Here is a 17,339-nt window from a genome sequence, read left to right on the forward strand (position 1 = left end):
CCCCGTCGGAGCGACGGACCGACGCCGGGCGGCTCCCCCCGTGGCTGCCCGGCGTCGCCATGTTTGGATGGGGCTCGTGAACGACGAATCGCCGATCTGCTCCGCCAAGGGTTGCCGCGCTCCCGCCGTGTGGGTGCTGGCCTGGAACAACCCGAAGATCCACACTCCCGAGCGCCGCAAGACCTGGCTGGCGTGCGGGGAGCACCGCGAGTCCCTGTCATCGTTCCTCGGTGTGCGCGGCTTCCTCAAGGACGTCGTGCCCCTCGAGGACTGGGAAGCGAACTCAGCCACCGATCGCTGACATAGGCCGCTCAGGCTGCAAAAACGCCGGATCATCCAACCCGGAACCCGCCTTCTTGCCCCACATCGCGGTACGCCACAACTCGGCGATCTCCTCGTCCGAACCGCCCGAGCGGAGCGCCGCGCGCAGATCGGTCTCCTCGCGCGCGAACAGGCAGTTGCGCACCTGGCCGTCGGCGGTGAGCCGGGTGCGGTCGCAGGCCCTGCAGAAGGGCCGTGTGACGGAGGCGATCACGCCGACCCTGGCTGGGCCGCCGTCCACCAGCCAGCGTTCGGCCGGGGCGTGACCGCGGGCCTCGTCGGGCTCGGCGGTCAGCGTGAAGCGGGTCCGCAGGCTCTCCAGGATCTCCTGTGCGGTGACCATGTCGCTGCGCTGCCAGCCGTGCTGGGCGTCGAGCGGCATCTGCTCGATGAAGCGCAGTTCGTAGCCCCCCTCCAGGGCCCAGGCCAGCAAGTCGGGAGCCTCGTCGTCATTGACGCCGCGCATCAGCACGGTGTTGACCTTGACCGGGGTCAGGCCGGCGGCCTGCGCCGCCTCCAGGCCGCGGATGACGTCGTCGTGCCGCTTGCGGCGGGTGAGGGTCTGGAAGACATCGGGGCGCAGGGTGTCCAGGGAGACGTTCACCCGGTCCAGCCCGGCCCCGCGCAGCGCGGGGGCGGTCCGGGCGAGGCCTATGCCGTTGGTGGTGAGTGAGAGCTTCGGACGAGGCTCCAGCTCCGCGCAGCGCTCGACGATGCCGACCAGGCCGGGGCGGAGCAGGGGCTCGCCGCCGGTGAAGCGGACGTCCTTGACGCCGAGCAGGGTGACGGCGATCCGCACCAGCCGGACGATCTCGTCGTCGGTGAGCAGCTCGGGCTTGCCGAGCCACTGCAGCCCTTCCTCGGGCATGCAGTAGGTGCAGCGCAGATTGCACCGGTCGGTCAGCGAGACCCGCAGGTCGGTCGCGACCCTGCCGTACGTGTCGATCAGCACGGCGCGCCTCCCCTTTGGGCCTGGTCGATGAGACGGCGGTGCCGTCCCGCTACTTCGCAGCCTACGGGACGGCACCGACGTTCAACAGGTTGTTCAATGTGCTCCCGCTCCGGTGAGGGACCGGACCTCCAGCTCCGCGTACTTGCGGTCCGCGTCCTCCTCCGGCTTGGACAGGAGCGTGCCCACCACGCCGAGAAGGAAACCGACGGGGATGGAGACGATCCCGGGGTTCTCCAGCGGGAACCAGTGGAAGTCCACGCCCGGGAACATCGCGGTCTCCTTGCCCGACACCACGGGCGAGAAGACGACCAGGAACACCGAGGTGACCAGACCGCCGTAGATGCTCCACAGCGCCCCGGTGGTGTTGAAGCGCTTCCAGAACAGGCTGTAGAGAAGCGTCGGCAGGTTGGCGGATGCCGCGACCGCGAATGCCAGGGCGACGAGGAAGGCGATGTTGAGCTTCCCCGCGAAGATGCCGAGCAGGATCGACACGGCCCCGATGGCGATCGCGGCGATCTTCGCCGCCGCGACCTCCTCCTTCTCGCTCGCCGTGCCCTTGCGGATGACGTTGGCGTACAAGTCGTGCGCGAAGGAGGACGAGGAGGCGAGGGTGAGCCCCGCGACCACGGCGAGGATGGTGGCGAAGGCCACCGCGGAGATCACCGCGAGCAGGATCGCGCCGCCCGTGGAGCCCGCGCCGCCGCCGATCTCCTGGGCGAGCAGCGGGGCCGCGGTGTTGCCGGCGGCGTTGGAGGTTGTGATCGTCTCCGGGGTGAGCAGGGCGGCGGCCCCGAAGCCCAGCGCGATCGTCATCAGGTAGAAGCAGCCGATGATGCCGATCGCCCAGTTCACCGAGGTGCGGGCGGCCCGGGCGGTGGGCACGGTGTAGAAGCGGATCAGGATGTGCGGCAGGCCGGCCGTGCCGAGGACGAGCGCCAGGCCCAGAGAGATGAAGTCGATCTTCGAGGTCGAGGTGACGCCGTACTTGAGGCCCGGCTCCAGGAAGGCCGCTCCCTTGCCGCTCTTCTCCGCGGCGGCGCCGAGCAGCGAGGACAGGTTCCAGTTGAACTTGGCGAAGACCAGGAAGGTGATCAGCAGGGTCCCGCCGATCAGCAGCACCGCCTTGACCATCTGCACCCAGGTGGTGCCCTTCATGCCGCCGATGGTCACGTACAGCACCATGACGACGCCGACCAGGATGACGATCAGACGGCGCGGACCCTCGCCGGTGATGCCGAGCAGCAGGGCCACCAGAGCACCCGCCCCCACCATCTGGGCCAGCAGGTAGAAGATGCTGACGACGATGGTCGAGATGCCCGCGGCCGTGCGCACCGGGCGCTGCCGCAGCCGGAAGGCGAGGGCGTCGGCCATGGTGAACCGGCCGGAGTTGCGCAGCGGTTCGGCGACGAGCAGCAGCGCCACCAGCCAGGCGACGAGGAAGCCGATGGAGTAGAGGAAGCCGTCGTAGCCGACGAGGGCGATGGACCCGGCGATGCCGAGGAAGGACGCGGCCGACATGTAGTCGCCGGAGATGGCGAGGCCGTTCTGGAAGCCGCTGAAGGAGCGGCCGCCGGCGTAGAAGTCGGTGGCGTCCTTGGTCTGGCGGCCCGCCCAGACGGTGATGGCGAGCGTCGCGACGACGAAGACCGAGAACAGGGTGATGATCAGCGGCCGGTGTTCGCTCGCCCCCACCGCGACCACCTGGACTCCCGTGGTGTGCAGCGCGGTCATGCGGTGGCCTCCGTGCTCTCGGTGTCGTCGGTGCCCCGGGCGCCGGGGCCTTCCAGGCGCGCCTTGATGGCGTCCGCGCGGGAGTCGAGCTTGGCGTTAGCGTGCCGCGAGTACCAGACGGCGATGCCGAAGGTGGTGGCGAACTGCGCGAGACCGAAGATGAGGGCGACATTGATGTGGCCCACCACCTTGGTGTCCATGAAGCCGCCGGCGTAGTTCGACAGCAGGACGTACAGCAGGTACCAGGTGATGAACGCGACCGTGAGCGGGAACGCGAACGAGCGGTACGAGCGGCGCAGTTGGGCGAACTCCGCGCTCGCCTGCACCTCGGCGTACGAGTCGGCAGACGGCGGACCGGAGCTTGCCGACGGTCGTGCGGGGTCCACGATGCCTCCTGTGGGGCGGAGTCTGAGGGGCGCGAGCACATGACGCGCCTCCGCCGGCGCACGGCGGCGCCGACGTGAGCTACGTCACGCAATGATCGGACCCGCGCATGGTAAATGCGCGACCACGGCCTTCGACAGAGGGCGGGAGTTGAGAACTGACTGTTCTTCGGCGACAGGATCGTGAGCTTTTTGCACCAATCCGTTGATAGCGCGCCGACGACGGCGAGAGCTTCTCTCGTCATGCACCCGTCCAGGGAACCCAGGCGCCTGGACAGGTCCTTGGACGATGGGTGATCCCATGGCTCCATTGCCGGGAGGGCGCGGCGCCCTCGCGAGACCCGTCGGTTCCACGGCCTCCTGCCCGGACGGCGGTTTCTGGGGCCAGGTCGGCTCCGACGGCGGCCAGGGCGAATCCGCCCCGTGGCGGGGCGGGCGTCCCACTCGACCCGCTCCTTTCTCCACCCCGCCTATCCGCGCGACCTCATACAGCCCCTTCGGGCGTCCGGGGGCGTCGGCCTGCGCCTTGGGCATCCACTGGCGACTGCTCCAGCCAGGCATGCGGATGCCGGCTCTTGACGAACGCGGCCGAGACCGCGGGCCGGCAGGATGACGAGGGCACTCGCCACGGTCGTCAGGCCCTCCGCGCAGTAGTCGCACGCGCCGTCGGACCACACGAAGGGCGCGACGACCAGGTCGCCGGGCTTCAGCCCGGGCACACGGGCACAGAAGGCGTCCGCGCGCACCCGCCCCGGCACCCGGCGGTGTGCCGGGGCGGGTGGCGGCAGGCGCTGTCGGCAACCGCCCGTATTGTGTTCCTCCATGCACGCGCCTCAGCTCCCGCAACCGTCGTGGCCCCAGGCCTACCCCGACGGATACGCCGTCGTGGACGTCGAGACGACAGGCCTCGGCCGCGATGACCGGATAGTGTCCGCGGCCGTCTACCGGCTGGACGCGCGCGGTGAGGTGCAGGACCACTGGTACACCCCCGTCAACCCGCAGCGGGACCCGGGTCCGGTGTGGATCCACGGCCTCACGTCGGAGACGCTGGCCGACGCCCCCCTCTTCGGCGAGGTCGCCGCCGAGCTGGCGGAACGGCTGTCGGGCCGGGTGTTCGTCGCCCACAACGCGGTCTTCGACTGGTCCATGCTCGCCCGGGAGTTCGCGCGGGCGGGCACCGTGGCGCGCGTACAGCACCGGCTGTGCACCATCGTGCTCTCCAAGGCCCTGGCGCTGCCGCTGCCCAACCACAAGCTGGAGTCCCTGGCGGCGCACTTCGGCGTCGTCCAGCAGCGCGCCCACCATGCGCTGGACGACGCGCGCGTGCTGGCGGAGGTGTTCCGCCCCAGCCTGCGCCAGGCGGCGGCGGACGGGCTCCCGTTGCCGCTGCACGCCTGCCGCCCCTTGACGGAGTGGGTCGACGCGGCCGTCCCCCGGCAGTCGGCTTCCGCGGGCTACGGCAGCACCTACCGGCCGATGAGCTGGCGGCCCTCACGGAAGCGGCCGGCCTGCCCCTATCCCAACCCAGGGCGGCTGGAGGCCGGGGGACGCCTCGTCCAGGGGATGCGGGTCGCCTTTTCGGGCGACACGAGCATCGAGCGCGAGTTGCTGGAGGACCGCGCCACCGAGGCGGGTCTGCATGTGTCCTCCTCGGTGAGCCGGCTGACCAGCCTCCTGGTGACCAACGACCCGGGCGCGCTCACCACGAAGGCCGTGCGGGCCCGGCAGCTCGGTACCCCGGTCGTCGACGAGCGCCGCTTCGCCGAACTGCTGGGGGACGTCGCCCCCGCTCCGGACGTCCACGGCTGACGCCGCCGTTCGAGTGGTGCGGAGGCGACGCACCCGGTCACCGATTGCCGGTCCTCGGCACGGCCCTCACCCTGGGCCCCATGGCCCGATGCGAGGTATGCGGAAACGACTACGCGATGAGCTTTGAGGTGCACGCCCAGGGAGCCGTGCACGTCTTCGACAGCTTCGAGTGCGCCATCCACCGGATGGCGCCCATCTGCGAGCACTGCCGCGTGCGGATCGTCGGCCACGGGGTCGAGGTCGACGGCCACTGGTACTGCGGGGGGCACTGCTCCAAGGCGGAGGGCCGCAGCGGCATCGTCGACCGGGTCGGCTCGCTGCCGGGTGGCGCCGGCTGATCCCGGTGGCCGCCGACCCCTGATCCGGGCGGACGCGCCGCATCGCGGGCGACCCCTGCGGAGAGCGTCCCGCGACCGAGTTGTACGGTCATGGGGTGTACCGCTTCCTGTTGTCCCGGCAGTGGGTGATCCTCACCCTCATCGCACTGCTGCTGATGCCCGTCATGGTCAAGCTGGGCTTCTGGCAGTTGCACCGCCACGAGCGCCGGGTGGCCAGCAACCACCTGATCGCGGACAACCTCGCGGCGAAGCCCGTGCCGGTGGAGTCGCTGACCGCCCCCGGCGCGGACGTGCCGAAGCGCGAGGTCTACCGCACGGTCACCGCGACCGGGCGCTACGACACCGCGCACGAGGTGGTCGCCCGCCAGCGCACCGCCGCGGACGGGGACAGCATCGGCTACCACGTGATCACCCCGCTGGTCCTGGCCGACGGCCGGTCGGTGCTGGTCAACCGGGGCTGGATCCCGGCCGGCTCCGACCTGAGGACGTTTCCGAGGGTTCCCGCAGCGCCGTCCGGCGAGGTCACCGTCACCGGGCGGCTGCGCCCGGACGAGACCACCGCGACGACCGGCATCCGGAACAAGGGCGGACTGCCCGACCGGATGATCATGCTGATCAACAGCGAGCTGGTGGCCCAGGACCTGCCGACCGCCGAGCGGCCGGTGGGCGGCTACCTCGAGTTGGCCTCGACGTCCCCCAGGCCCACCGGGCGGCAGCCCGAGCTGATCCCGGACCCCGACCACAGCAGCATCGGCATGCACATGGGCTACGCGATCCAGTGGTGGCTGTTCACCGCCATGGTGCCGGTCGGCTGGGCCGTCCTCGTCCGCCGGGAGCGCCGGGAGCGGCTCGCCGCCCGCGACACGGCGGCGCAGGCGGGCGGTACGGCCGAGCCCGCCGCCGCCGCTGCGGTCGCGTCGTCCTAGCCTCCGGGGCACCCTCGTAGGGCGGGATCCTCGCGGGACCGCGCGGGCAGCCGGCGGGGCCTCGCGGGATCCGCACGAGGGCGTACGGGGGAGAGACGGAGGCCGGCCGTGGCGGCACCGATCGAGGACTACGGGATCATCGGCGACCTGCAGACCGTCGGGCTGGTCTCCAGGAGCGGCTCCATCGACTGGCTGTGCCTGCCGCGCTTCGACTCCGGAGCGTGCTTTGCCGCGCTGCTGGGCGACGAGGAGAACGGCAACTGGCGGATCGCCCCGGCCTCGGCCCGGCGCGAGGAACCGTGCACGCGCCGCTCGTACCGCGAGGGCACCTTGGTGCTGGAAAGTGTGTGGGAGACGCACGAAGGCACCGCCAAGGTGATCGACTTCATGCCGCAGCGCGATCGCGCGCCGGATGTCATGCGCATCGTCGAAGGCGTGCGCGGGCGTGTGGCGATGACCATCGAGCTGCGGCTGCGCTTCGACTACGGGCGGGTCGTCCCCTGGATGCGCCGCACCGACGGCCACCGTGTGGCGATCGCCGGCCCGGACTCGGTGTGGCTGCGCGCCGAGCCCCAGGTGCCCGCGTACGGCAAGGACTTCGCGACCCACGCCGACTTCGCCGTCGCCGAGGGCGAGCGGGTGGCCTTCGTCCTGACCTGGCACCCCTCCCACGAGCGCCGGCCTCGCCTTGTCGACCCCTTCCGGGCACTGGAGCAGAGCTGCGCGGACTGGCGGGCCTGGTCGGCCAGGTGCCGTTACGACGGTCCCTGGCGGGACGCGGTGCTGCGTTCGCTGATCACCCTCAAGGCACTCACGTACGCGCCCAGCGGCGGCATCGTCGCGGCGGCGACCACCTCGCTGCCCGAGGAGATCCGCGGGGTGCGGAACTGGGACTACCGCTACTGCTGGCTGCGCGATGCGACGCTCACCCTGAACGTGCTGGTGGAGACCGGCTACCTCCAGGAGGCCTACCAGTGGCGCGACTGGCTGCTGCGCGCCGTCGCCGGCGACCCCGCAGACCTGCAGATCATGTACGGGCTTGCGGGCGAGCGCCGGCTGCCCGAGCAGGAGCTGGACTGGCTGGCGGGCTACGAGGCCTCACTGCCGGTCCGGATCGGCAACGCCGCTGCCCGGCAGCTCCAGCTGGACGTCTACGGCGAGGTCCTCGACTCGTTCTTCCTCGCCCGCAGCTTCGGGCTTCGCGACGGACCGCACGCCTGGGCGGTGCAGCGCGCGCTGATGGACTTCCTAAAGAGCAAGTGGCGCGATCCCGACGAGGGCCTGTGGGAGGTGCGCGGCGAACGACGGCACTTCGTGCACTCCAAGGTGATGGCCTGGGCGGCCGCCGACCGGGCGGTGCGCACGCTGGAGGCGCGGCCCCACCTCTTCGGCGACGTGGACTTCTGGCGGGCGATGCGCGGCGAGGTCCACCGAGAGGTCTGCCGCAGGGGTTTCGACCCCGAACGCAACACCTTCACGCAGTACTACGGCTCCAAGGAGCTCGACGCGGCGACCCTGCTCATCCCTCAGGTGGGCTTCCTGCCCGTCAGCGACAGCCGGGTGGTCGGGACGGTGGAGGCGGTACGCCGCGAGCTGGACCACGGCGGCTTCGTCCGCCGCTACACCCTGGAGGACAGCAGCGTGGACGGGCTGCCCGGCGGGGAAGGCGCTTTCCTGGCCTGCTCGTTCTGGCTCGCCGACGCCTTGCACCGCATCGGCCGCGCCGACGAGGCCCGACTGCTGTTCGAACGGCTGCTGGGCCTGTGCAACGACGTGGGTCTGCTGGCCGAGGAGTGGGATCCGGACGCGAAGCGCCAGCTCGGCAACTTCCCCCAGGCATTCAGCCACATCGGCCTGGTCAACACCGCGCTCACGCTGTCCGGCCGCGGAGGGGCACGATGACTCCGCGGACGCCGTGCTGACGGGCGGGCATGCCGTCCGCCGACCCGTTCAGCTGACGCGGGCAGCGCGGTGGGTGACGGCGCGCAGCCGCACCTCGGCGGGGAGCGGGGGAAGTCCGGCGCCGGCCCGGGCCCGCTCCAGGACGGCGGCGTCGAGTCCGGTGAGGACGTCGACGGGGACGGCGTTCGGGGACAGGGCGAGTTCCAGCCGCACACGGGGCGCGGTGGGCGTACCCGTCACCAAGGTGGTGGCGCAGTCGACGCCCGGAAGCTGCTCGGCATCGGCGGCGACGACCTCCTCCAGGGCGCGGCCGCGCAGCAGGGCCACGCCGTCGTCGTCGGCGTCCACCGCCACCCGGCGCAGTGTGCGGTCGCGCACCTGGGCGAGCAGCCACCACAGGGCGCACAGCACCGAAAGCGCCAGAACGGCGAGGACCACGGGCCACCACCATGAGGCGTCCGCGTAACGGGTCCGGTCGTCCTTGCTGAGCAGCACGTCGTCCGGTCCGCTGTACGGGCGTCGCAGCAGTCCTGTCGCGCAGCTCAGCACGACGGCGCCGACCAGCAGCAGGGCCAGCCCGGCGAGGGCGAGGACGACACGGTTGACCGCGGCGCGCACCGAGCCTCACCCCTGGCCCATGCGGCGGACGTGCAGCGTGAGGCGGAGCGGCCGGACGAGGCCCAGCTCACGCACGGCCTCGGCCAGGACAGCCGCCAGGTCGGCGCGGACCGCCTCTGTCGCGCGAAAGGCGATCACGGCGCGCACCGTGGCGGTGCGGCGGGTGACCGTCACCTGTGCCGAGCGCACGCCGGAGACCTCCACCGCGCGGTCGCGCAGGGAGAGTTCGGCGGCGCGGCGGTCGAGCCCGGCCCGTACGGGCCCTGTTGCGGTGCGCATGGTGAGCAGGTCGCGGAGCCCGGGGGTGGCGGCCAGCACGAGCAGCCACAGCCCGAGCACGACCGCGGCGCACGCCCCGGCGAGGATCCACGGGTCGTCCAGCGGACGGGTGGCCAGTGCGTCAGCGGTGTTGCGGCGCCAGGCCGCCGCGGGCCGCCCGGCGCGTACGGCGGCGATGTCGTAGAGCAGCAGCCCGGCGGCGACGGCCAGGAGGGCGGCGGCGATCGCGGCCGGGAGCCGGCGCGGGGACCAGAAGCGCCGCCGGTGGGCCGGGGGCGGCGACAGCGGCGCGGACGGCGCCGGCGCCGGCGCCGGGCGGAGCTCGCTCACCGGACTTTCGCCTCCCGCGCGAGGTGGACGGCCCGTGAGTGCAGCCGCTCGACCTCGACGGTCACCCCGAGGACCGCCGTGCCGGTCAGCTCCTGGACGCGGGCGATCACATGACGGCGGACCGATCGGCACACCGAGGCGATGTCCACCGGGTAGCCGAGTTCGACGCTAAGGCGCACGAACACCTGCTCGCGGTGGACGGAGACACCGGCCTGCTGCCGCGCGCCGCGCGGCACGTACTCCCCGCCCGGCGCGTCGGCGAGGGCCTCGCGGGCGGCCTGGGCGGCGATCTTCGCCAGCACGCGGTCGGCGAGGCGCAGCGAGCCGCGCTCCGCTGGGGCGAGCGGCGGCGCGGGAGGCGTCGGGGACGTCGGCACGGCTGCCGTCATCTGCGGGGCTCACCGCCTCCGGTCGCGCACGCGGAAGAACTCCCCGGGCTCCAGGTCGCCGTCGAGGAACCGCCCGGCGCAGAAGCCGACGGCGCCGAGGGCCGCCACCAGCAGGAAGGCCGCGAACCGCCGAAGTACCCGGCGAATCCGAGCGCCATCCCGACGATCAAGCCGAGCACGGCCATGCTCATCGTCCGCTCACGGCTCCCCTCCTGGAGACTTGTCACTGGACCCGCTGCTCCTGGTCGGTGTCGTCCGTGTCCTCGGGAAGCTTCACGTCGCCCACCGCGATGTTGACCTCGATGACCTCCAGGCTGGTCATCTGTTCCACGGCCGCGATGACGTTCTCCCGGACCGCGTGCGCCACCGCCACGATGGAGACCCCGTAGTCGACGACGATGTCCAGGTCGAGGGCGGCCTGCACCTCGCCGACCTCGGCCCGCACCCCCCGCGTCACGGACCTGCCGCCGGCACGCGGTCGCGGACCGCGCCGAAGCCGCGGGAGACGCCGGAGCCGAGGGCGTGCACGCCCTCCACGTCGCGCGCCGCGAGCCCGGCGATCTTCTCGACGACACCGTCCGCGATGGTGGTCCGGCCGCGCGTCGCGGGATCGCCCAGGGGCGCCCGCCGCCCCGGCGTGCCGTCGCCGGCCGGGCTGGTGCCCTTCTCCAGGGTCCGGCCCCCTTCCGCCTGCTGAGCGGTCTCGGTCATCGCACCTCTTCTCTTCGGATCTGCGGCGCAGGAGCGGTACGGGCCGCTCCGCGCCCCACACTAAGTGGGCACGCCCTTTCACGCCGCGAGGATGCGGCAATCAGGGACCTCGGGCGGCGGCCCGGCGCGGACAGCACGGTGGGCGAAGGAGGCGGCCGTCGACCGAGGACCGGTCGGCTGGTGCGCAGCCGAAATCCGGGCCGGTCGGCGGGCGGGAAGAACCGCCCGCACACCGGCCGCAGCCACCTGCACACCGCCGCTGACGACCGCTTCCACCGGACGCGCGCTTCCCTTCGGGCGGCGGCCGCGGACCGCCCTCACGCGGTCACGGCCCAGCCGGCCGCGGACCGGACGTCGCGGGCGGCTCACCGGCGCCGGCACGACTACTCGCCCACGCCCGCCAGGTCCCGCAGGCGGCGCCCCTGCGCAGCGCGCTCGGCGGCGCGCTGCTCCTCGTACGTCCGGCCGCAGGCCTCACGGAGCAGGGCCTTGGTCTCGATCAGCGCGTCGCGCGGCGCGGCCAGCAGGGCGCCCACCAGGTCCTTGACGGTGGCGTCCAGCTCGGCCGCCGGGACAAGAACGTTGGCCAGGCCGATGGCCGTGGCTTCCGAGGCGTCGACGAAGCGCCCCGTGGCGCAGATCTCCAGCGCCCGGGCGTAGCCGACCAGCTCGGTCAGCGGCTTGGTGCCGGCGAGATCGGGTACCAGGCCCAGGCTGGTCTCGCGCATCGCGAACTGCGCGTCGTCGGCGACGACGCGCAGGTCGCAGGCGAGGGCCAGTTGGAAACCGGCCCCGATGGCATGCCCTTGCACAGCGGCGATGGTAAGGATGTCGTTCCGCCGCCACCAGGTGAAGGCCGACTGGTACTCGGCGATCGTCGCGTCGAGCTCGCCCTCCGAAGCGCGGGCGAGGTCGAGGAACGACGGCTCGCCGTCGAAGCCCTCCGGCGTGAAGGCCTGCCGGTCCAGCCCCGCGGAGAACGACAGCCCCTCCGCACGCAGCACGACGACCCGTACGCTGCCCGGAAGCAGCCGGCCGGCCTCGACCAGGGCCCGCCACATGGCAGGGGACTGGGCGTTGCGCTTGACCGCGTTGCACAGGGTGACGGTGGCGACATGACCCTCCGCCACGAGTCGTACGCCGTCGCGTTCCAGCAGCACAGTGGGGTCGGACATCGGGCACCTCCGGGCGATCCGCAGTCTGGATTACCGAAGAGTAACCACCCGGTCGACGCTTTCCCACGACCGGGTGGCCCTGCCACGACTGAGCACCGCTGCGCCAGGCGCACCGCTGCTGTCAGGCCGTGGAAACCTTCTTGCCCCGTGTCGCTCCGCCGCGCCCGCGCAGGGTCACGCCGGACTCACTGAGCATCCGGTGGACGAAGCCGTACGAACGGCCGGTCTCCTCGGCCAGCGCCCGGATGCTTGCTCCACCGTCGTACTTCTTCTTGAGGTCTGCCGCGAGCTTTTCGCGCGCGGCGCCGGTCACCCGGCTGCCCTTCTTCAGAGTCTCGGCCACCCGTGCCTCCTCTAGGGAAGTGCGCTCTGTGACTCTCATGATCACCCCTAGGAGACTTCCTGGCCACCCATTCGGCAAGGTCCGTGTGACAACATCCGGCGCAGCATTGACGCGGGCATGCGGCGACACAGGGGTGGAATCCGACATTCCGCCCGGCGCGTGCGGGATCTTTTCGAGGCGCGGCGGAAAAAGGGCAGGTCATCAGGGCGGGCGCGGAGCGGCCCCCTGCGAGGCGGCTGATCGATCCGTACGTCCGGTTTTTCGCACGATTCCCACGCCGCAGTACGAGTCCGTATCACACAGATGAAGGATCACCCGTCGGCCGAATGATCCCGTGGAGTGATCCACACGGATGATCCGCCACGGGTGCCGGTGGGTCAGGCGAGCGCGACGAGGTCGGCGTAGTCCTGGCCCCACAGGTCCTCGACGCCGTCGGGCAGGAGGATGATGCGCTCGGGTTGCAGCGCCTCCACCGCGCCCTCGTCGTGGGTGACGAGAACGACCGCGCCCGTGAAGGTGCGCAGCGCGCCGAGGATCTCCTCGCGGCTGGCCGGGTCGAGGTTGTTGGTGGGCTCGTCGAGCAGCAGCACATTGGCGCTGGAGACGACGAGGGTGGCCAGCGCGAGCCGGGTCTTCTCGCCGCCGGACAGCACGCCGGCGGGCTTGTCCACGTCGTCGCCGGAGAAGAGGAAGGAGCCGAGGATCTTGCGGACGGCCACCAGGTCCATGTCGGGCGCCGCGGAGCGCATGTTCTCCAGCACGGTCCGGTCGGGGTCCAGGGTCTCGTGCTCCTGGGCGTAGTAGCCGAGCTTGAGGCCGTGGCCGGGGACGACCTTGCCGGTGTCGGGCTGCTCCACACCCGCCAGCAGCCGCAGCAACGTCGTCTTGCCGGCTCCGTTGAGACCGAGGATGACGACCCGGGAGCCCTTGTCGATGGCCAGGTCGACGTCGGTGAAGATCTCCAGCGAGCCGTACGACTTGGACAGGCCCTCGGCCGTCAGCGGGGTCTTGCCGCACGGCGCGGGGTCGGGGAAGCGCAGTTTGGCGACCTTGTCGGACTGCCGCACCTCCTCGAGACCCGAGAGCAGTTTGTCGGCGCGGCGTGCCATGTTCTGCGCGGCCACGGTCTTCGTGGCCTTGGCGCGCATCTTGTCGGCCTGGGCGTTGAGCGCCGCCGCCTTCTTCTCGGCGTTGGCGCGCTCGCGCTTGCGGCGCTTCTCGTCGGCCTCGCGCTGGGTGAGGTACTGCTTCCAGCCCATGTTGTAGACGTCGATCTGGGACCGGTTGGCGTCGAGGTAGAAGACCTTGTTGACGACCGTCTCGACCAGGTTGATGTCGTGGGAGATGACGATGAAGCCGCCGCGGTAGGTCTTGAGGAAGTCCCGCAGCCACAGGATGGAGTCGGCGTCGAGGTGGTTGGTCGGCTCGTCGAGCAGCAGGGTGTCGGCGTCCGAGAACAGGATGCGGGCCAGCTCGACCCGGCGGCGCTGACCGCCGGACAGGGTGTGCAGCGGCTGGGCGAGCACACGGTCCGGCAGGCCCAGGGCGGCGGCGATGGTGGCGGCCTCGGCCTCGGCGGCGTAGCCGCCCTTGGTGAGGAACTCGGTCTCCAGGCGGGCGTACTTCTTCATCGCGTTGTCGCGGGTGGCGCCCTTGCCGTTGGCCATCCGGTCCTCGTTCTCGCGCATCTTGCGCAGGACGGTGTCCAGGCCGCGGGCGGAAAGGATGCGGTCCCGGGCCAGGACGTCGAGGTCGCCGGTGCGCGGGTCCTGGGGCAGATAACCGACCTCGCCGGACCGCGTGACGGTGCCGGCGGCGGGCAGGCCCTCGCCCGCGAGCACCTTGGTGAGGGTGGTCTTGCCGGCGCCGTTTCGGCCGACCAGGCCGACACGGTCGCCGCGGGCGATCCGGAAGGAGGCGGACTCGATGAGGACGCGGGCTCCGGCGCGCAGCTCGATGCCGGTGGCAGTAATCACGGGAAGAAGCTCCTGGGCGTGCGGACGGCAGTCGGACGTGTGGTCGCGGTGGTCGCGGGTCGGACGCCGTCTAATGCGTGCGGATCACTGCCATGGCCTCAGTCTACCGGGGGCGGCACGGGTGCCCGGCAAGTGACTTTCGAGCCAGGGGCCGGGCGGGGGCCGGGCGGGGGCCGCACGGCGCCGCAAGGGAACCAAGACTCCGCAGGGGCCTCAAGAGGGTCGGAGAGGAAGAACCGTCGATAATCGGAGGTATGCAGTTCGACGACGACGCATCGCTCGACACGTCCCAGGTGGAGGATCGGCGAAGCGGCGGACGGTTCGGTGGCGGCCGGTTGGTGGGGGGCGGCCTCGCCGGACTGATCGTCCTGGTGATCGGGCTGATCTTCGGTATCGGTCCCGACCAGCTGGGACTGACCTCCGACCCTCCGGGCCAGGCCCCGGGGCACCGCCTCGGGCTCGGACCTCGCCGCGGGCTGCCGCACCGGCGCGGACGCCGACTCGCGCCAGGACTGCCGCATGGTCGGGGTGGTCAACAACGTGCAGGCGTACTGGGCGTCGGAGTTCCGCGAGCGCGGCATGAGCTACGAACCCGCGCCGACCGTCTTCTTCGACCAGCCGATCCGCACCGGGTGCGGGGTCGCCGACCCGGCGTCGGGGCCGTTCTACTGCCCGGTGGACCGCAAGGTCTACCTGGACCTGGACTTCTTCTCGACCCTGACCAGCCGCTTCGGCGCTCAGGGCGGGCCGTTCGCCGAGAGCTACGTCGTCGCCCACGAGTACGGTCACCACGTGCAGAACCTGCTGGGGACCCTGGGCCAAGCGCAGGACCGGCTCACCGGGCCGGGCAGCAACGCGGTGCGCGTGGAGCTGCAGGCCGACTGCTACGCGGGCGTATGGGCGCACAACGCCACACGGACTCCGGACGAGGACACGGGCGGCCCGATGATCAGCGCCCTCGACGAGGAGGACATCCGCAGGGGGCTGGACGCGGCCGCGGCAGTCGGCGACGACGCGATCCAGTCCCGGGTGCAGGGTCGGGTGGCCCCGGAGTCCTGGACCCACGGCTCGTCCGCCCAGCGGCAGCAGTGGTTCGCCACCGGGCTGAACGCCGGCGACCCCGTCGACTGCGACACATTCGGGCACTGACCGGCCGGAATGTCCGCGGGCGGGGGCATTGTCATACCCCCCTGCCAGACTGAGATCCATGTCACACAGGCCGTCAGTCCCGGAAGGGGAGAGTGATCACCATGGCTCGCGAGGCGACCGCGCCCACCGTCTGCCCGACGCTGCGCTACAAGGACGCGAAGGCCGCCGTCGCCTTCCTCGAGGAGGCGTTCGGATTCACCGAAGTCGCGGTCCACGCAGGCGCGGACGGCACGGTGCAGCACGCGGAGCTGGCGTACGGAAACGGCGTGGTGATGCTCGGCAGCGAGCGGTCGGGCACGGCGTTCAGTCAGGTAGCCGCGGAGCTGGGCCCCTCGTCGGTCTACGTGGTCGTAGCGGACGCCGACGCCCATCATGAGCGCGCCGTCGCCGCCGGAGCCGAGATCGTGCTCCCGCTCACCGACCACGACTACGGGTCGCGGGATTACACGGCCCGCGACCCGGAGGGCAATCTCTGGTCCTTCGGCACCTACGCGCCGCGGCTGCCGACGTAGCCCCTGTCACACACCGGTGTGCACCTGGAAGGCGGCCCTGCGGATCATCTTGGCCAGGGCAGGGTCGGGGTGCGCGGCGGCGAGCGCGACCAGCACCTGGACGGTGCGGGGGTGGCCCGCGTGGCGCAGCTCCTCCAGCAGGCGGGTGACCGAGCCCTGGACGGCCGTCTCGAGGTGGCTCACCAGCAGGTGGCTCTCGCCGTGGTCGACGACGGCCGCGGCGGTGTCCACCCACAGCCAGGTGGACTCCTCGCGAGTGAGCAGCGCGGCGACGTCCTCCGGGTCCGCGCCTTCGTGCTCGGCGAGCCACAGCAGCGCATAGGGGCGCAGACCGGCCTCGTCGGCCACGGCGCGGACGGAGGGCTCCGCGGGGCCGCCGACGACCCGCAGCGCCTCGAAGGCCAGGGCGCGCAGCAGGGCGTCGTCGCCCCGCGCCACGTCCAGGAACTCGCCCACGGCCTGGGCCACCGGACGGGCGGCCAGCCACGCCTTGTACTCGTCGCGGGCGGCGCCGGGCGGCATTCCGATGCATGCCTTGAGCATGTCTTCCGCGGAATGCTCGAAGTGCCCGGCGGGGCCCTGCGCGGCCACGCAGATCTGCTCCAGCTTCACCCACACCGCCCAGCTGCCGAGGGCGGTGATGGTGACCTCGCCGGGGTGGGCCGGGTCACGGGGCCGAAGGGCGCCGACGCGTGCGAGCGCGTCCAGCGTCCAGTCCAGCAGCGCGGGCAGTTCGTCGCGGCCGCCGCCGGCCGGGGGCTCCTGGCGCTCCGTGCGCAGCTCGGCCACGCGCTGCCGCAAGAGGTCCAGCAGGACGGCCACGGCGACGGGACCGGAGGAGAGGTGGAGCAGGGAGAGCAGCTGCGGGGCGGCCTCGACGACCTCGGCGACGAGGGAGGGGTCGACGTCGGCGCACTCCGGCTCGAGCGCGGCCGGGTGCGCGAGCGACCACGCGTCGAAGAGCGCGACCCAGCCGCGCAGCACGGCGGTGTCGTCGCGGTCCCAGGCGCGCAACCGCCAGCCGGGCCGGGCCGTTCCCCCTTTGTGCAGCTCGATCAGGCCCGTCAGCCGGGCCCGGTCCCAGGCCGTGCGCACCTGCCGCTCGGTCATGCCCAGGGCGGCGACGGCCCGCCGCACGTCGGGGTCCCGCAGTATCCCGGCGCTACCGGGGGCGGCGGCGGTCTGCGCGTCGGCCCAGCGGGCCAGCCTCACGGCGTCCGAGAGTTCGGTGCGCGCACGGCGGGCGAGCTCGGGCAGCGCCGGGATTCCCTCCGGCGGCCGCGGCGGGCGGCTTCGCCGCACTGTGGCGGCGCGGCGCGCGGTGGCGAGTGGCCTGCGCGGGACAAGACGCAGCGGAGTGTCTCGCGGGATACGGGACGTCACGGGAGCAGTCTTGCGGGTGAGCACCCGGAAACCCAAACGAGCATCCCCGAAGCGCGACAGATCGTGCCGGACTTTGTGGGATAGATGTGCCTTTTCTCAGACATAAGGATTG

16 protein-coding genes and 3 pseudogenes are annotated in these 17,339 nt (G+C 72.0%); 7 read left to right on the top strand and 12 right to left on the bottom strand.

Annotation, left to right across the window (positions count from 1 at the left end; translation table 11 throughout):
* The first annotated feature begins 67 nt into the window (after positions 1-67).
* On the top strand, positions 68-301 hold the full coding sequence (locus AC3ET4_RS11535) for a hypothetical protein (protein WP_431948603.1): 234 nt from the start codon (positions 68-70) through the stop codon (positions 299-301).
* Here AC3ET4_RS11535 and moaA read toward each other — a convergent pair.
* The 3 genes from moaA to AC3ET4_RS11550 form a co-directional block, all read right to left on the bottom strand.
* Positions 284-1,273 (bottom strand): GTP 3',8-cyclase MoaA, encoded by a 990-nt coding sequence (moaA, locus tag AC3ET4_RS11540; RefSeq protein WP_431948604.1) that lies wholly within the window; start codon positions 1,271-1,273, stop codon positions 284-286. The genes AC3ET4_RS11535 and moaA overlap by 18 nt on opposite strands.
* A gap of 93 nt (positions 1,274-1,366) precedes the next feature.
* Positions 1,367-3,004 (bottom strand): solute symporter family protein, encoded by a 1,638-nt coding sequence (locus AC3ET4_RS11545; protein WP_431948605.1) that lies wholly within the window; start codon positions 3,002-3,004, stop codon positions 1,367-1,369.
* Complete coding sequence (locus tag AC3ET4_RS11550) at positions 3,001-3,390, bottom strand: DUF485 domain-containing protein (protein ID WP_431948606.1); 390 nt, start codon at positions 3,388-3,390, stop codon at positions 3,001-3,003. Before AC3ET4_RS11550 ends, AC3ET4_RS11545 begins: the two co-directional genes overlap by 4 nt.
* Positions 3,391-4,209: 819 nt before the next feature.
* On the opposite strand from AC3ET4_RS11550, the gene AC3ET4_RS11555 reads away from it, so the two are divergent.
* The 4 genes from AC3ET4_RS11555 (at position 4,210) to AC3ET4_RS11570 (ending at position 8,362) form a co-directional block, all read left to right on the top strand.
* Entirely contained in the window at positions 4,210-5,196 is a 987-nt protein-coding gene (locus AC3ET4_RS11555; protein ID WP_431948607.1) for a DEDDh family exonuclease, read from the top strand.
* Positions 5,197-5,276: 80 nt separating this feature from the next.
* Entirely contained in the window at positions 5,277-5,534 is a 258-nt protein-coding gene (locus AC3ET4_RS11560; RefSeq protein ID WP_431948608.1) for a hypothetical protein, read from the top strand.
* A gap of 95 nt (positions 5,535-5,629) precedes the next feature.
* On the top strand, positions 5,630-6,460 hold the full coding sequence (locus AC3ET4_RS11565) for an SURF1 family cytochrome oxidase biogenesis protein (protein WP_431948609.1): 831 nt from the start codon (positions 5,630-5,632) through the stop codon (positions 6,458-6,460).
* A gap of 108 nt (positions 6,461-6,568) precedes the next feature.
* Positions 6,569-8,362 carry a glycoside hydrolase family 15 protein gene (locus tag AC3ET4_RS11570; protein WP_431948610.1) on the top strand — a complete coding sequence of 598 codons (1,794 nt, stop codon included), beginning with the start codon at positions 6,569-6,571 and terminating at the stop codon, positions 8,360-8,362.
* A 48-nt stretch (positions 8,363-8,410) separates the two neighbouring features.
* On the opposite strand, the gene amaP is transcribed toward AC3ET4_RS11570, so the two are convergent.
* From amaP to AC3ET4_RS11610, 8 genes and pseudogenes are all read right to left on the bottom strand, one after another.
* Entirely contained in the window at positions 8,411-8,980 is a 570-nt protein-coding gene (gene amaP / locus AC3ET4_RS11575) for an alkaline shock response membrane anchor protein AmaP (RefSeq protein ID WP_431948611.1), read from the bottom strand.
* Between the two features lie 6 nt (positions 8,981-8,986).
* Positions 8,987-9,589, bottom strand: a complete 603-nt coding sequence (locus tag AC3ET4_RS11580; RefSeq protein ID WP_431948612.1) for a DUF6286 domain-containing protein — start codon at positions 9,587-9,589, stop codon at positions 8,987-8,989.
* Positions 9,586-9,978, bottom strand: a complete 393-nt coding sequence (locus tag AC3ET4_RS11585) for an Asp23/Gls24 family envelope stress response protein (RefSeq protein ID WP_431948613.1) — start codon at positions 9,976-9,978, stop codon at positions 9,586-9,588. Before AC3ET4_RS11585 ends, AC3ET4_RS11580 begins: the two co-directional genes overlap by 4 nt.
* Positions 9,979-9,987: 9 nt before the next feature.
* A pseudogene (locus AC3ET4_RS11590) lies at positions 9,988-10,169 on the bottom strand (hypothetical protein).
* A 32-nt stretch (positions 10,170-10,201) separates the two neighbouring features.
* Positions 10,202-10,689 (bottom strand): annotated as a pseudogene (locus tag AC3ET4_RS11595) (Asp23/Gls24 family envelope stress response protein).
* Between the two features lie 383 nt (positions 10,690-11,072).
* Entirely contained in the window at positions 11,073-11,864 is a 792-nt protein-coding gene (locus AC3ET4_RS11600; RefSeq protein WP_431948614.1) for an enoyl-CoA hydratase/isomerase family protein, read from the bottom strand.
* A 121-nt stretch (positions 11,865-11,985) separates the two neighbouring features.
* Complete coding sequence (locus tag AC3ET4_RS11605; protein ID WP_018560612.1) at positions 11,986-12,207, bottom strand: helix-turn-helix domain-containing protein; 222 nt, start codon at positions 12,205-12,207, stop codon at positions 11,986-11,988.
* Between the two features lie 377 nt (positions 12,208-12,584).
* Positions 12,585-14,183 carry an ABC-F family ATP-binding cassette domain-containing protein gene (locus tag AC3ET4_RS11610; protein ID WP_431948615.1) on the bottom strand — a complete coding sequence of 533 codons (1,599 nt, stop codon included), beginning with the start codon at positions 14,181-14,183 and terminating at the stop codon, positions 12,585-12,587.
* Positions 14,184-14,437: 254 nt separating this feature from the next.
* On the opposite strand from AC3ET4_RS11610, the pseudogene ypfJ reads away from it, so the two are divergent.
* Positions 14,438-15,332, top strand: a pseudogene (gene ypfJ / locus AC3ET4_RS11615) (KPN_02809 family neutral zinc metallopeptidase).
* A 101-nt stretch (positions 15,333-15,433) separates the two neighbouring features.
* The gene (locus AC3ET4_RS11620; RefSeq protein ID WP_431948616.1) at positions 15,434-15,844 is read left to right on the top strand and encodes a VOC family protein; all 411 of its coding nucleotides are present in this window, start codon (positions 15,434-15,436) and stop codon (positions 15,842-15,844) included.
* Between the two features lie 6 nt (positions 15,845-15,850).
* On the opposite strand, the gene AC3ET4_RS11625 is transcribed toward AC3ET4_RS11620, so the two are convergent.
* The gene (locus tag AC3ET4_RS11625) at positions 15,851-17,227 is read right to left on the bottom strand and encodes a hypothetical protein (protein ID WP_431948617.1); all 1,377 of its coding nucleotides are present in this window, start codon (positions 17,225-17,227) and stop codon (positions 15,851-15,853) included.
* Between the last annotated feature and the right edge of the window lie 112 nt (positions 17,228-17,339).

This window comes from Actinacidiphila sp. bgisy167 (assembly GCF_057707665.1).

What these genes read in the sequence shown, in the direction of transcription:
- AC3ET4_RS11545 (WP_431948605.1), bottom strand. Translation starts at nt 3,004, where the DNA reads ATGACCGCGCTGCACACCACGGGAGTCCAGGTGGTCGCGGTGGGGGCG.
- AC3ET4_RS11600 (WP_431948614.1), bottom strand. Translation starts at nt 11,864, where the DNA reads ATGTCCGACCCCACTGTGCTGCTGGAACGCGACGGCGTACGACTCGTG.
- AC3ET4_RS11620 (WP_431948616.1), top strand. Translation starts at nt 15,434, where the DNA reads ATGGCTCGCGAGGCGACCGCGCCCACCGTCTGCCCGACGCTGCGCTAC.
- AC3ET4_RS11535 (WP_431948603.1), top strand. Translation starts at nt 68, where the DNA reads ATGGGGCTCGTGAACGACGAATCGCCGATCTGCTCCGCCAAGGGTTGC.
- AC3ET4_RS11585 (WP_431948613.1), bottom strand. Translation starts at nt 9,978, where the DNA reads ATGACGGCAGCCGTGCCGACGTCCCCGACGCCTCCCGCGCCGCCGCTC.
- AC3ET4_RS11560 (WP_431948608.1), top strand. Translation starts at nt 5,277, where the DNA reads ATGGCCCGATGCGAGGTATGCGGAAACGACTACGCGATGAGCTTTGAG.
- AC3ET4_RS11555 (WP_431948607.1), top strand. Translation starts at nt 4,210, where the DNA reads ATGCACGCGCCTCAGCTCCCGCAACCGTCGTGGCCCCAGGCCTACCCC.